At 34.3% G+C, this 14,239-nt stretch carries 12 protein-coding genes, 2 tRNA genes and 1 other annotated feature; of the genes, 4 read left to right on the top strand and 10 right to left on the bottom strand.

From position 1 onward, the window contains the following. Positions 1-8: 8 nt before the first annotated feature. Positions 9-812: a helix-turn-helix domain-containing protein gene (locus tag HZI73_RS21375; protein WP_212695383.1), complete on the bottom strand. Its 804-nt coding sequence runs from the start codon at positions 810-812 to the stop codon at positions 9-11. 187 nt (positions 813-999) lie between these two features. Between HZI73_RS21375 and HZI73_RS21380 the strand changes: the two genes are divergently transcribed. The 3 genes from HZI73_RS21380 to HZI73_RS21390 all read left to right on the top strand — a co-directional run bounded on the left by HZI73_RS21380 (position 1,000) and on the right by HZI73_RS21390 (position 4,339). Continuing rightward, the gene (locus HZI73_RS21380) at positions 1,000-2,061 is read left to right on the top strand and encodes a uroporphyrinogen decarboxylase family protein (RefSeq protein WP_212695384.1); all 1,062 of its coding nucleotides are present in this window, start codon (positions 1,000-1,002) and stop codon (positions 2,059-2,061) included. A 407-nt stretch (positions 2,062-2,468) separates the two neighbouring features. After that, entirely contained in the window at positions 2,469-3,482 is a 1,014-nt protein-coding gene (locus tag HZI73_RS21385) for a cysteine peptidase family C39 domain-containing protein (RefSeq protein ID WP_212695385.1), read from the top strand. 772 nt (positions 3,483-4,254) lie between these two features. Further along, positions 4,255-4,339: transfer RNA gene (locus HZI73_RS21390), tRNA-Leu, on the top strand. A gap of 344 nt (positions 4,340-4,683) precedes the next feature. On the opposite strand, the gene HZI73_RS21395 is transcribed toward HZI73_RS21390, so the two are convergent. Further along, positions 4,684-5,682: a hypothetical protein gene (locus tag HZI73_RS21395; protein WP_212695386.1), complete on the bottom strand. Its 999-nt coding sequence runs from the start codon at positions 5,680-5,682 to the stop codon at positions 4,684-4,686. Positions 5,683-5,774: 92 nt separating this feature from the next. Beyond that, positions 5,775-6,752 (bottom strand): phosphotransferase enzyme family protein, encoded by a 978-nt coding sequence (locus tag HZI73_RS21400; protein ID WP_212695387.1) that lies wholly within the window; start codon positions 6,750-6,752, stop codon positions 5,775-5,777. A gap of 432 nt (positions 6,753-7,184) precedes the next feature. Here HZI73_RS21400 and HZI73_RS21405 point away from each other — a divergent pair. Continuing rightward, positions 7,185-7,256: transfer RNA gene (locus HZI73_RS21405), tRNA-Gly, on the top strand. Positions 7,257-7,283: 27 nt separating this feature from the next. Here HZI73_RS21405 and HZI73_RS21410 read toward each other — a convergent pair. The 7 genes from HZI73_RS21410 to thrS all read right to left on the bottom strand — a co-directional run bounded on the left by HZI73_RS21410 (position 7,284) and on the right by thrS (position 14,036). Continuing rightward, positions 7,284-8,363 carry a M15 family metallopeptidase gene (locus HZI73_RS21410; RefSeq protein ID WP_212695388.1) on the bottom strand — a complete coding sequence of 360 codons (1,080 nt, stop codon included), beginning with the start codon at positions 8,361-8,363 and terminating at the stop codon, positions 7,284-7,286. Between the two features lie 183 nt (positions 8,364-8,546). After that, the gene (gene rplT / locus HZI73_RS21415) at positions 8,547-8,903 is read right to left on the bottom strand and encodes a 50S ribosomal protein L20 (RefSeq protein WP_212695389.1); all 357 of its coding nucleotides are present in this window, start codon (positions 8,901-8,903) and stop codon (positions 8,547-8,549) included. 26 nt (positions 8,904-8,929) lie between these two features. Then, positions 8,930-9,127 carry a 50S ribosomal protein L35 gene (rpmI, locus tag HZI73_RS21420; protein WP_212695390.1) on the bottom strand — a complete coding sequence of 66 codons (198 nt, stop codon included), beginning with the start codon at positions 9,125-9,127 and terminating at the stop codon, positions 8,930-8,932. Positions 9,128-9,156: 29 nt separating this feature from the next. Further along, positions 9,157-9,651 carry a translation initiation factor IF-3 gene (infC, locus tag HZI73_RS21425; protein WP_212695391.1) on the bottom strand — a complete coding sequence of 165 codons (495 nt, stop codon included), beginning with the start codon at positions 9,649-9,651 and terminating at the stop codon, positions 9,157-9,159. 71 nt (positions 9,652-9,722) lie between these two features. After that, positions 9,723-9,848, bottom strand: a sequence feature (ribosomal protein L20 leader region). A gap of 154 nt (positions 9,849-10,002) precedes the next feature. Then, positions 10,003-10,914, bottom strand: a complete 912-nt coding sequence (locus tag HZI73_RS21430; protein WP_212695392.1) for a metallophosphoesterase family protein — start codon at positions 10,912-10,914, stop codon at positions 10,003-10,005. A gap of 65 nt (positions 10,915-10,979) precedes the next feature. Next, positions 10,980-11,984, bottom strand: a complete 1,005-nt coding sequence (locus HZI73_RS21435; RefSeq protein WP_212695393.1) for a LacI family DNA-binding transcriptional regulator — start codon at positions 11,982-11,984, stop codon at positions 10,980-10,982. A 123-nt stretch (positions 11,985-12,107) separates the two neighbouring features. Next, a complete protein-coding gene (thrS, locus tag HZI73_RS21440; RefSeq protein WP_212695394.1) occupies positions 12,108-14,036 on the bottom strand; it encodes a threonine--tRNA ligase in 1,929 nt (642 codons plus the stop codon). Positions 14,037-14,239: the final 203 nt, after the last annotated feature.

Raw genomic sequence — 14,239 nt, forward strand, 5'->3', positions numbered from 1 at the left:
TAATGATGTTATATCTGACTCTTCCGATAAGCCATAGGGGACATATCACAATATTTTTTAAAAAATCGAGAAAAATAAAGGTTATCGTTAAAACCAAGTCCAAAGGCTATTTCTTTCATGGAAAGTGTTGTCGACGCCAATAAAACTTTACTTTTTTCTAAAATAATATGATGAAGATATGCTTTAGGGGACATACCGACCGTTTTTTTAAACTTACGAGAAAAATCTGATGTGGATTGTTCACACATTTTGGCCATGTCATCAACTGTTAACCCCACGTTGGTTTCTCGCTCAATCTTTTCAAGCAAGGTAATATAATGATTTTGACTAAAAAAAAGAGCATGTTCATACAATCCATTCTGATCGATTAGTTGTCCTAATAATTCATATAACAAGCTGACACCTGCTGCAAACCCCGCAACATTGCACTTTCGAAACAAACGGTTAAATCTTATTTTCTGATCATCCAATAATTTAAAATGTGTAATACTGTCTATGGATTGAAGCATGTCAAAACCACCAATTAATGGGTACTGTATATGCAAGTAGTGTAAAATAAATTTGTCTTTAGCATAATAATCCATTGTGGCATTCCGTCGCATAAGGTAGTAATTACCTTTTTTCAAACCATAGCGCTGGCCATTTTCTCTAACGGTAAGTTCACCATCTATGACATGGTATAAACGGTGAAAAGGTGAGGTAACCCCCTTATAACACCATCGTGTATCACCATGAACAATACCCTGTTCAACTATCTTAACACTCACATATTGACTATATAAGACACTGCTTTTCATTTTCTGTACATGCATTATCCACACCTCATTCTTTCTTATGGCCACTGGCTCACTTCTATTTTACACATAAAAAGCATAAAAATCCATATATTTTATTTAATAATCAATGGTAACTGATATTGAAATTGGTACACTAGTAGTATAAGATGACGCATTGTATCATGTCATCAAATAAATAATGACTTGAAGGAAGGAATTAATTATGTCATATGCAGACGGCTTAGCAGCCTTAAATCTAGAGATGCCAGACAGAGTTCCTCGTACTGAATATTCTGCTCATGCTCACTGGGATCTTGTTAACAAAGTCCTTGGAACATCTGTTACTGCATCATCACCTGATGAGGTCAAGGAAAAAGCTTCCACAGACTTCAAATTAAAATGGAATTACGATTTTTCATGGACTATTCTTTATCATAGTTGGATATTTGGTGAACACAGAACCAGTATGGGTCACGCAGAATATGCTTCCGAAGGGAGCGATTTTAATAACCAGGTTTACTCACCTTTCTCATCCTATGAAGATGTTCTCAAGATGGATTTTAAAGGAACCTACACCGTTCCAACGCATGCAGCACTCGTTAAGCAACAAAATGAACATTTCCAAAAGCAAAAGATATTAAATCCAGATGCAGTTGCGATGACAGGTATCTATGTAACACTTATATCTGGTCTTCTTGAAGTGTTTGGCTGGGACTACTTGCTTATGGCAGCTGGAATGGACCAAGAAGGCTTTGGAGAAACTGCTAATCGCTATGCAAAATTTATTCAGCCCTATTTTAATTCCCTAGCTGATTGTGATTCAGATGTTATTATGGTACATGATGATATTGTTTGGACATCTGGTGCTTTCATTAGCCCAGAGTGGTACCGTAAATATGTCTTCCCTAACTATAAAATTATGTTTGCTCCACTCATAGAAGCTGGAAAGAAAATCATCTATACTTCCGATGGTAACTTCACACAATTCATAGATGATATTGCTGATTGTGGCATCAATGCTTTTGTTATGGAACCAACGACAGACATGGCTTATATTGCTGAAAAGTATGGCAAAACCCATGCATTTGTTGGTAATGCAGACACAAGAATACTTCTCAAAGGTGATAAAGATGCAATTTATAATGAAGTGAAACGATGTATGGATATTGGTAAGAACTGCCCAGGATTCTTTATGGCCGTTGGTAATCATATCCCTTCTAATACACCTGTAGAAAATGCTATTTTCTATAATGAGGTATATGAGGAGCTGTCCAGAAGGAAATAAGGGTATACATAACGCAATATGATGAGAGGGTATAGGATAGAGGGTAGTTGAGTGGATGTAATAATCTGTTTATGATGATAAGGGATGAAATAAGTGATGTGCATGTAGAAAAGGACTGTTACGGCAGTCCTTTTTTTATTTATAACATTTCATTGTTAATTATTTGAAAAACTAAATCAGAGACACAAACCTATAAGTCAAAACAATAATGTTACCATAAATATATAGAATATTGACAACATTAACTCTATAGATTATAATGGAATTTAATGGTAATATAATATCTCCGTAAAACATTATCATAAAAAATAATTGTAAAATAGCAAGTAAGCATCATTATAATTTATAAAGAATACGTTAATGCAACCTGTTAAAAAATGAATATGACTAACGGGAGGATAAAAAAAATGATAAAAAGTGCTAATGTACTACCACTCAAGTATCCACCAATAACATGCTATGAAGAGCAAGCAAATATACTTTCAATATTACTTAATGATGAAAGAACTTTACCTTGGATCTATAGTAATTATATTCATTCAGAAGTGTATGAACATCAAGGCCAAGAAACAAAAGTACATTTTTATAAAATACCTTGCGATTGGCTAAAGATTGATTCAGTACCATTTTCATTAGTAGAAAAAATGGGAACTACGCTAGACGATTTTTTAATGAAAGCCATTGATCTGGGTTATTATGTAAGATTTACCATTGATGCTTTCCATATTCCTTCTTACGAAGTTGACTTCCATTATCCTCATCATATTATGGTTCACGGTTATGATCAATCAAAGAAAAAATATCATATTGCTGATAATTTTAAATTAGGAAAATACAGCTACGAAGAATGTACATTCCAAGATATGAACAATGCTTATTTATCAGGTGTTCAGGAAAAAGTGGTTATTAAAAATCCTGTTTTTAATTTAATAAGCTTAAAAAAAGATTTCAAGTATCAATTTGATATCGAATTTGTATCTAACGCGCTGGAGGCATACATAACATCAGCGAATATCTCCTTATTACATATGCGTCAAAATGAGCAACATAAGAAAAATTGGCAGTATGGCTTCGCCCAATATCGTTTTTTACAAAACCAAATCGATAACTTAATGAACAATGAGTATTTTTCTGGTATTAGGTCGTTTCAATTCCTTTTTGACCATAATTCAATGATGCTAGATAGAATAGCCTATATGGGTAATAGCGGTTTCTTAAAAGATTCAGAAACCCATTATAAAGATTATACTGTTATCAACAAAAAATGTATGACCATTAGATCTTTTATTATTAAGTATGCATTATCTCCAAATAATAAAACCCTTGTAAAAGCAAAATCTCTTTTGTCCCAAATAGAAGAAAGTGAAAGGAAAATATTGCAGTCATTAATAAAAGATTTAAGGTTGCAGATTAGTCGTTAGAAAATCTCTCACAAGTAGAAGAAAACTATTCATTGTGTTTTAAAGAAGCCTATATAAGATTTAATTAGCTAGTATTTCAATCTAAAAACCATAGGCACTTGTGCCCCTTAACGTCACTAGACAAAAAATCTAGTAATTAAAAAAAGCATCAAAAAAGGCTATTTTTATTACGAAATAGCCTTTAATTATGTCATTATGGTTGATGCAGTTGGGGGGACTTTTTAAAACTAAACCTATATCCCCCATAATGTAATAAATTATTACAAGGGGGTTATATTTATTAGTATTTCTTTCTATTTTTTATTACCTTTATTATAATCCAAATAAAAGCCATAAATAGTAGTAATATTACAATGTATATTACTGCTATATCTAGATTATTGGATGAAGAAGAACTGTCTATAGCTTGTAATAAAATAATTATCAACTCCTTATTAGGTGTTATTCCCTATTTTATATGATATCATAATTATCATCTAGTTCAATACACAACAATGGTTTTAAAGAAATTTTATCACATAATACCAAATCAATATGCTTTGATTAGATTCTATTGAATGGCTTTGACTATTTTCTATGCGTAATATACACAAATATATAAATATGTTCAGTCCTATTATTTATCATCAAGATTAATTAAACATATGATGTAGTCATTCAAGTTTTTTTGACATTTTAGGGTTGCAAAAAAAAATGTCCTGTGCTATAATCTTCAAGCGAGGTAATCTAGCGTATTTTTTAATGAAAAATTTGATGGATACCAAGTAAATATGCAGTTGTGGCGGAATTGGCATACGCGCTAGACTAAGGATCTAGTGTCCTCTTTGGACTTGGGGGTTCGAGTCCCCCCAACTGCATTTCCCTAATTTAAGCGATTTTAAAGGCTATATCAATATTTGATAATAGCCTTTTTTGATGGTTTTATGACATGGTCTAGTGACACATAAGGGCTAAAACGCCCCTGATTTACATCTTAATACTTGCTATCAGACTTGAGTTCCTAAACTTCATTACCATATACTGGTATAGATTGTATTATAAGAAAGAATTCTTCTATTTAATAGAGCCTACTTCCATACTAGGAAATAGGCTTATTCTCATTATGTACTGGTTTTACACAAGGTGGATGTAGGCATACTTTGAAATATTAGCTACCTAAATTACACTAGGCTCAAAGCTAAAAATTTATGCTTATAAACAATCACTGTAAATCTTTAATTAAAGACTGCAAAGTTTTTCTTTCATTTTCTTCTACTTGATATAGTAATGATTTTACTCTTTCTAATGTATCTATGTTTGAGTCTATGGTGTATTTAATGATTAAATTCCTAATAGTCAAGCAATCCTTTTTAATCATGCTATAATCCTTATAATAAGCTTCTTTATTCTTTAAGTAACCTTTATCAGACATATATACTATTCTATCAAGCATGATAGACTTATGATCAAAAAGAAAATGAAAAGATCTGATCCCAAAATAACCTTCATTTTTCATTAAGGCATCTATTTGGTTTTGTAAAAAACCATATTGGGCTAGACCATATTGCCAATTTTTCTTATGTTGCTCATATTGGCGTAAATGTAATACAGAAATATTCTCCGATGATACATATGCTTTTAGTGAAGCGGATACAAAATCAACATCAAATTGATAATTGAAATCCTTTTTTAAGCTCAGTAAATTGAAAACAGGATTTTTGATAACCACCTTTTTCTTAACACCAGACATAAAGGCTTTTTTCATTTCTTTGAATGTACATTCTTCATAGCTGTATTTTCCTAATTTAAAATTATCAGCAATATGATATTTTTTGTTTGATTGATCATAACCATAAACCATAATATGATGAGGATAGTGGTAATTAGATTGATATGAATGAATGTGAAAGGCATCAATAGGATATCTCACATAGTAGCCTAAATCAATGGATTGCATTAAAAAATCATGGAGCTCGATTCCCATTTTTTCTACTATTACAAATGGTACTGCATCTATTCTTATCCAATCGCAAGGCATTCTATAAAAATGAGCTTTTGTTTGTTGCCCATTTTTTTCAAAAACTTCTGAATGGATATAATGACTATAGATCCAAGGTAATGTCCTTTCATCATTGAGTAATATTGAGAGTGTATTTGCTTGGTCTTCATAGCATGTTATCGGTGGATACTTGAACGGCAAAATTTTGCTACCTTTTATCATTTTTCACTACCTTCCCTTTATTAATATTACTATTTTAACACTATTTAACTTATTTTTCTACTTTACAATAAGTATTATTATATTTTAAATTTTTATATGATTAAATAACCCTTTATTTCCTTCAAATAATTTTCAATTCGATGCGTTAATTCCACCATCCATTCAGGAGGATTGTCAATAGGTTCAGCCAATGCAAGACGGCATCGTACATAGCTATATAGTTGATAGTATCGCTTAAAAACATCTTCATCGTCCAACATCCTCTTATCAATTGGTTTTACGGATGTATAACCTTCTAAAAAACAGCTTACTACATGCTTTTCATCCATTTCTGGATGCTCCTCCAGTATATTATCCTTACATTTAACAATATCCATCATATAATAGTGATAGACAGCATCATCAAAATCGATGATATAATACTTATTGGATTTTTTCTCATAAAATACATTATCCAATTCATAATCATAATGAATAAGGCCATAATTATCTTGTGTTTTTATCAAGGCTTTCATATCCTTTTTTAATGCTTTTATAGCTGAACGTATTTGCTCTTCTTCTTTGAAAGGTGTCATTGCTTTTAACATCACATCCAATTGTTCTTCGTGAGATATGCGCTTGTAAACCTTGGGCTTGTATTTCTGGCTGAGTACATGCAATTCACCAAGGGCTTTTCCATAACCAAATAAAATCTGGTCTGTCAGTGATATACGGTCTAACTTCTCACCTTTTACATGCTTAAAAACTGCAGCTGAGTAAACGCCCCATGATGTGTTTATGATTTCAAGAGTATTTCCGTTCTTGGATGGTATAATTTCTGGTACTAAATAGTTATTCTTCTGTAAGTATTCCAGATATTCAAGCTCTGCAAGAATAGTCTCTGGTATTTTCTCAGCATTTGGGGAAAATCTTAACAAATGCACATTACCTTGAGCTTTATAGGGGTATATAGCATTGGATGAAATACGAAACTCATTGAGTAATGAAAGGCTTTCTTCATCATATACCCAATAATCTAACAATGTCATGACCAAATCACGGTTATCTTCTAAATACTTTAATTTTAACATGTCTATTCCTCATTCTTTCTATTCTATTTTATCTCTGATACATACGTATTTTTGCGCACAAAAAAAGCATGCCATTGAGCACACTTTATTCTCTAATATAATCATATAAATAGGTTCAATAAATAAAAGGTCAACCTATTTATGACAAATCATCTGGATAGATCATTCTCATGAGCAACAAAAACACAAACATTCAGATGTCCAATACATCTGCACTATTTAATTAACTGGAAATCACCTTGTTTTGTATCATTCGACGTTTCATGTCACTCACTCCCTTCAATGGGTCCTATTCTATACTATATCATATAGTATGGTGGTATGTATAGATAATTAGTAAAGGAATAATTTCAAAAAATCTCCAAAAAAGTATTGACTTTTTTTCTAATTATGCTAGAATATATCTTGCGTTAAGAAATGATAAATGCACATGCGTGAGTGGCTCAGTGGTAGAGCATCGCCTTGCCAAGGCGAGGGTCGCGGGTTCGAATCCCGTCTCGCGCTTTTTTAATGTCCAAAAATAATAAATTTCTAATACGTCTCTAAAAATTCTTCATATGTAAGACCGCTATCGTATACTAATTTGGCTAAATTCTCCCCAAGATACCTTAAGTGCCAAGGCTCATATTTATAACCCGTTACACCTTCCATATCTTGTGGATAACGAATAATGAATCCAAATCGATGGGCGTTTTCTTCAACCCAAATACCCTCTGGTTCTTGACCAAATTTTTCTTTTAACTTTAAACCTACACTTCGGCAAGTAATGTCCATGGCTAATCCTGTTTGGTGCTCGCTATAACCTGGCTCAGCACTTATGCGTTGTGTCGCCTTATTACCATCTTGATTAATTTTATAATGGTGCAAGCACTTCTGACGATAATAGGAACGATATCCTGAAGCTGCTGCTAAGTGTAAACTTTCTTCTTTTGCTGCATCAAACATTTTTTCTAGAGCTATGGCAGCTTCTTTTCGCATATTGCGTTTTTCATCGTCACCACTAAAAGAAAATGGCACATCCGGTTCTACCAAGTCACTTGGTACATAATCACTAGGAAGACCCCTTTCTTTATTGACTAATGCATCCACTGCCTCATAGTTGGTAATGATGCTACGTCCCTCTTTATCTACGATTACGGTATCTGCTAGGGATTGTTTTACGCGTATATGTATGTCTTGACTTATGTTTTGATATGTACATGTTATGATAACCTGATCACCTGTTATACCTGTACCTAATATTGTAATATGACCATTTTTGACCACGGCTAGATTCTCATCACTCGATGTATACATCATGTCTGGATGTGCCGTTAGATCTATTTGCTTATCCCAATCTATTAAACCTGTTACTTCAAGAGCATAACGTGAACCTGCTGCTAATGTAAGCTGCTCACGTGGTACTTTTATATCCTGTATGGCTAAAGGCTTGTCCATATATGCAAAAGCCTGAATTGCTTCTTTAGATGCCATTTTCTCTTCTAATTGTACATTTTCGTAAGCATTCACTACATCTTGACTCAATCCTTCATGAACATTTCCAAAGGCGAGTACAAGAATAAGGCCAATACTACCCATTAACATGGTTAACTTATCATTTCTATTATACATCGTCTCACCTAACCCTTCCCTATTATTCTAGCACAGAAGAACTAGGACTTTCAACATATTATAAAAGAATCTGTCAGAATATCCCAAAGGAGTATATCCCAAAAGAGCAAAAGAGGCTTAATTGAGAACTTTCATATACGATAAAAAAAGCCCTCCTAAGTTGGAGAGCTCTGTTGACATAAACTATTGAATTTTTGCTTTTGCTGTTTCTACTAAACCAGCAAATGAATCCATATCGTTAACAGCCATTTCGGCTAACATTTTTCTGTTCACATTTACTTCAGCTAATTTTAAACCGTACATGAATTTACTGTAAGATAGACCATGTGCTCTTGTAGCCGCATTGATTCTTGCAATCCATAATCTTCTAAAATCTCTTTTTTTGAGTTTTCTTCCTGTATATGAATAAACACCTGACTTCATTACCGCTTGTTTAGCTGTTCTAAATTGCTTGGACTTTGCGCCTCTATAACCTTTAGCTAACTTTAATATTCTCTTATGTCTTTTACGTGTGTTCATAGCACCTTTAACTCTTGCCATTTGGTTTTCCCTCCTGCTCTTCTATATTATACGTAAGGTAATAATTTTTTCATTACTTTTTCGTTAGATGGATCCATCATAGTTGCATGTCTAAGAGTTCTCTTTTTCTTAGCGGTTTTCTTCGTTAAGATATGTCTCTTATATGCTTTGTTTCTTTTTAATTTTCCTGTTCCAGTTTTCTTAAAACGCTTTGCGGCGCCACGATGTGTTTTCATTTTAGGCATTATGATTTCCTCCTTGTATAAAAGTATATTTATTTTTTCTTCGTCATAAACATAACCATGCTTCTGCCTTCCATCTTTGGATTTTTTTCAATATCCGCGATGTCTGCAAGGCTTTCTGCAAATTTAAGCAAGATTCCTCTACCAATTGCAGTATGAGCTAATTCTCTACCTCTGAAACGAACAGAAACTTTTACTTTATCACCATTATCAAGGAACTTCCTAGCATGCTTCATCTTTGTATCGATGTCATGTTGTTCAATATTAGGAGACAAACGAACTTCTTTTACACTAATGATGTTCTGCTTTTTCTTAGCTTCCTTCTCACGTTTAGCCTGTTCATATCTGAATTTTCCATAATCGATTATTTTACACACTGGTGGTTTTGCCTTGGGAGAAATTTTAACTAAATCTAAGTTTCTCTCTCTAGCAAGCTTTTGAGCATCTCTTGCTGACATAATCCCCAGTTGATTACCTTGGTCATCGATTAATCGTACTTCTCTGTCACGAATTTGCTCATTAATCATTAAATCGCTAATAGTAGGACACCTCCAAAATTTTAATTTACAGTTTAACCTTCATTGTTATATTCTATTGTATACAACAAAAAAAGTGCATATAAAATATCCACTCAAAATACTCACACAATATCGATCATGCTTTCGTATATGAACCCTAGCAGCTTATGCCCTAAGGTGAGAAGTGGATACTTCTACTTGTTTACCTCATATCATTATATATCTAATGAACTGGTTTGTCAACAATTTTATTTATGATTCACATTTTTTTTATTTTTGTACTTGGACTCATACAAAAAAACCATCTTATATAATGAAGATGTCATCATTTATAAACCATTCATAAAGACACCATTCGAATTAGTAAGGCAATACTTTCCTTTTCATGAAAGAGGACATATGGTCATAACCCATCTGCATGTCCCGTCCGTACTTACTGGGCTTTCCACCAACGTATGTGGTTTCTTTACCTTCAATGATGATTTCTTGATGGTTACAGGTAACAAATGTATACAACGGCTGTGCATAAGGTACAACATGTATCAATTCTGGGTAACGGGTCAAACATTCCTTTTGAACATCCGTATTTACATGTTGCTGTCCAATCCATTGATTGGATATACTTGGTATACCGATGGAATAAACACCATGATGCACATGCAGGCTGTCAAAATGATCATGACCATGAAAGCATGCCTTCACTTTCTTATAACCTGCCTGTTTATGTACCTCATCAATAACTTTCCAAAAACTTTCTTGACCAGCGATACCTGTTCTTTCACCTGTTAGACTTGCATGAGAAAATATAAGGCATTTGCAATCCTCTTGTAGCTCCTGCTCTAACCATTGTAATTGCTCTGGCGGTATGCACGATCTGGAGCGCTTCATGTCCAAGCTATTTTTATCAAAAGGCACATAGGTATCTGTGTCTTCACAATAAAAATTATTGGTGTCCAATACAATACACTTAAAGCCTTTTGATTTGAAACGATAATAAGGGTGAGGTATCTGCAACCTATGAATGGCATCTTCCTTCACACAATCATCTGTATCATGATTGCCTAATACATGATACTTTTCGCCTTGAAAAGCATTATATATATGAACCATTTTTGCATCATGAGAACCAAGAGGAGCGAAGTCCCCAGCTTGAATAATAAAATCCAATGTTCTTGACTTAGCATCGTCCATAAATACTTGTAATCGTTTCTTACTATCAGGCATGATTTCACCATGTAAATCTGTGAAAATGCCAAACGTTATTTGCTCCATGGGTTATATCTCCTTCAAGCTCTGTTATTCATGCAAAACACATTTTCTACATACAATGTCTATGTCTATATGGATTGTCTTTCTAGTATCTCTGGTGCATAACGGATGATTTTCTGTTTCTTTAACTGCCCTCTAATATGCTTGACGAGTAAACGGCAGGATTGTATGCCCATATCGTATATAGGCTGATGAATGGTGGTCAGAGCTGGATTCATCATACCCGAAATAGCAATATCGTCATATCCCATAACGCCCACATCATCAGGAACACGAATACCAGCTGCTCTTAATGTGCGCATACCACCAATGGCCATCAGATCATTGCTATAAAAAATGGTATCAATCTCATCACAGGTAGCAACCACTTTCTCTGTTATCCTTCGGCCACCTTCAATGGTAAAATCACTATAAAACACCCAGTCTTCACGATATATGCCAAGCTCCATAGCACTTTCCATAAAACCTTCTAGACGCAACTTGGATATACTCAGGGTTTTATCCCCCGTAACAAAAGCTATCTTCCGCTTTCCTTTTTTATAAAGGTATTTGACACCTTCATAGGAGCCATCTTTATTGAGACAATAGACACCCGAGTAATGCTCAAATCCTTGAACATGACGATCAACAAACACAAAAGGTATATGATTATTTTCTAAGATTTTTACACTCTCTGGGCTTCTACCACCTGTTACAAAAATGACACCGTCTACTAACTTACTGACTAATAACTTTGTATATTTGACTTCTTTTGCTATATCATTGTCCATGTTGCAAAAAATAACATTATAATCATAGTCACTAGCTGCATCCTCTACTGCTCTAGCAATCTGAGAGAAGAATGGATTGGTGATATCTGGCAACATGATACCGATAGTCCCCGATTTATTTGTACTTAAACTTCTAGCTATGGAATTAGGTATATAGTTTAGTTCATCAGCTATAGCCAAAATACGCGCTCTGGTTCCTTCACTGATACAGTCATCCTTTTTATTTAACACCATGGATACTGTTGCTTTTGAAACACCAGCTGCTTTTGCAATATCTTGCATGGTTGGTTTTGATTTTTTCATATTTCCTCCAGACTATTTCTTCACCTAGATAATTTCTTCTTACAGTATAACATAACCTATTAAGGGTATCAATAATCCAGATAACGCTCTTTTCATGTTAGTATTATTTTACTAGCAAATCATCTATTGCTCTTTTTCCTCTGTGACAGGTATCACTTTCTCATCAATCTCTTTTCTCAAGCGACTTATCACATCATTAAGTGGCAAGCCTCCTTCATCACCCCCAACACGACTTCTGACAGCCACAAGACCTTCTTCAGCCTCTTTTTGCCCTAGGATGAAGAGATAGGGTACTCTTTCCATACGGCCTTCACGGATTTTATAGCCAATCTTCTCGGCACGGTCATCAAGTTCTACGCGAATGCCATTAGCCTTTAACTTAGCTACAACATCTGTGGCATAATCTTGATATTTATCTGAAATTGGCAACACTTTTACTTGTACAGGTGCTAACCACATGGGAAATACACCTGCAAAATGCTCGATAAGAATACCGATAAAACGCTCAATACTACCAAATACAACACGATGAATCGTAACGGGGCGATGTTTTTCTCCATCTTGACCAATGTATTCAAGCTCAAATCGTTCTGGTAATTGAAAATCAAGTTGTATGGTACCACACTGCCATGTTCGTCCTAAACAATCTTCTAAATGAAAATCTATCTTGGGGCCATAGAAAGCCCCATCTCCTTCATTCACTACATATGCTAACCCATTTTCGTCAAGGGCTTCCTTTAATGCATGGGTAGCCATCTCCCAATCTTCATCACTACCAATGCTGTTATCAGGTCTCGTAGATAGCTCCATATGATACTGAAAGCCAAAAACCTTATACATTTCATCAATGAGATGAATCACTTGAACAATCTCATCCTTAACCTGTTCAGGTAACATAAAAATATGGGCATCATCCTGCGTAAAGTTTCTTACACGCATTAATCCATGTAAAGTTCCAGATAACTCATGACGATGTACTAAACCTAACTCACCAATACGCAGTGGCAACTCCTTGTAGGAATGTATTTTATTTCGATAGACGAGCATACCACCTGGACAATTCATGGGTTTAATGGCGTATTCTTGCTGATCAATCTCACTTGTATACATATTTTCACGATAATGCTCCCAATGACCTGAACGAATCCACAAATCTTTATTTAACATCACAGGTGTAGCAATCTCATGATAATTCGCTTTGTTATGAACCTGACGCCAATAATCCATTAATGTATTTCTAAGAACCATGCCTTTTGGCAAAAAGAATGGAAAACCAGGACCCTCATCAAACATGGCAAACAACTCTAATGTCTTACCAAGCTTACGGTGATCCCGTTTCTTTGCTTCCTCTAAACGCTCTAAGTAAGCATCCAAATTTGCTTTCTTTGTAAAAGATGTTCCGTAGATTCGTGACAACATCTTATTCTTCTCATCTCCATGCCAGTATGCTCCTGCTACGGATAATAGTTTAAAGGCTTTGCAGGATTTTGTTGACATGAGATGAGGACCCGCACATAAATCAACAAATTCCCCTTGCCCATAGAAAGAAATCACAGAACTTTCTTTTAGATTCTCAATTAACTCAACCTTATAATCCTCTCCTTTTTCTTTCATCAACCGAATGGCTTCGTCTTTAGATAGCTCAAAACGGCTAATTGCATAATTTTCTTTTATAATTTTCTTCATTTCTTTTTCAATAGCAGGTAAATCATCAGAAGTAAATGGCTTTTCTATATCAAAATCATAGTAGAATCCATTCTCTATTGAAGGACCAATAGCGAGCTTCGCTTCTGGATACAAACGTTTCACTGCTTGAGCCAGTATGTGTGCTGTTGTATGCCTAAAAGCATCTTGTCCCTTGGCATCATGAAATGTTAAAATATGAAGGTCAACATCTTCTTCCAACATGTATCGAAGGTCAACTAATTGACCATTAACTTCTGCTGCACAAGCCATACGAGCTAATGAAGAACTCATATCAGCTGCAATCTCTAATACAGACATACCTTTTTTATATATTTTTTCTGAACCATCTTTAAGTGTTACTTTCATTTTCTTCTACTCCCTTCAATTCAAAAGAGGCTACGCCTCTTTCCGCAAACAGTTTTTCCGTTAAGAAAGTTTCTTAGCACAATGATAACGCTTCTATATTTATGTGTTAAATTGAGAACTTCCTTATAAAGTTAAAAAAAGGCTGTCTCACCAACTTTACTATTTCGTAAAAGTATGGTGAAACAACCTTAGATAGACGCTAT

The sequence above is a fragment of the Vallitalea pronyensis genome (assembly GCF_018141445.1).
Classification (GTDB): Bacteria; Bacillota; Clostridia; order Lachnospirales; family Vallitaleaceae; genus Vallitalea; species Vallitalea pronyensis.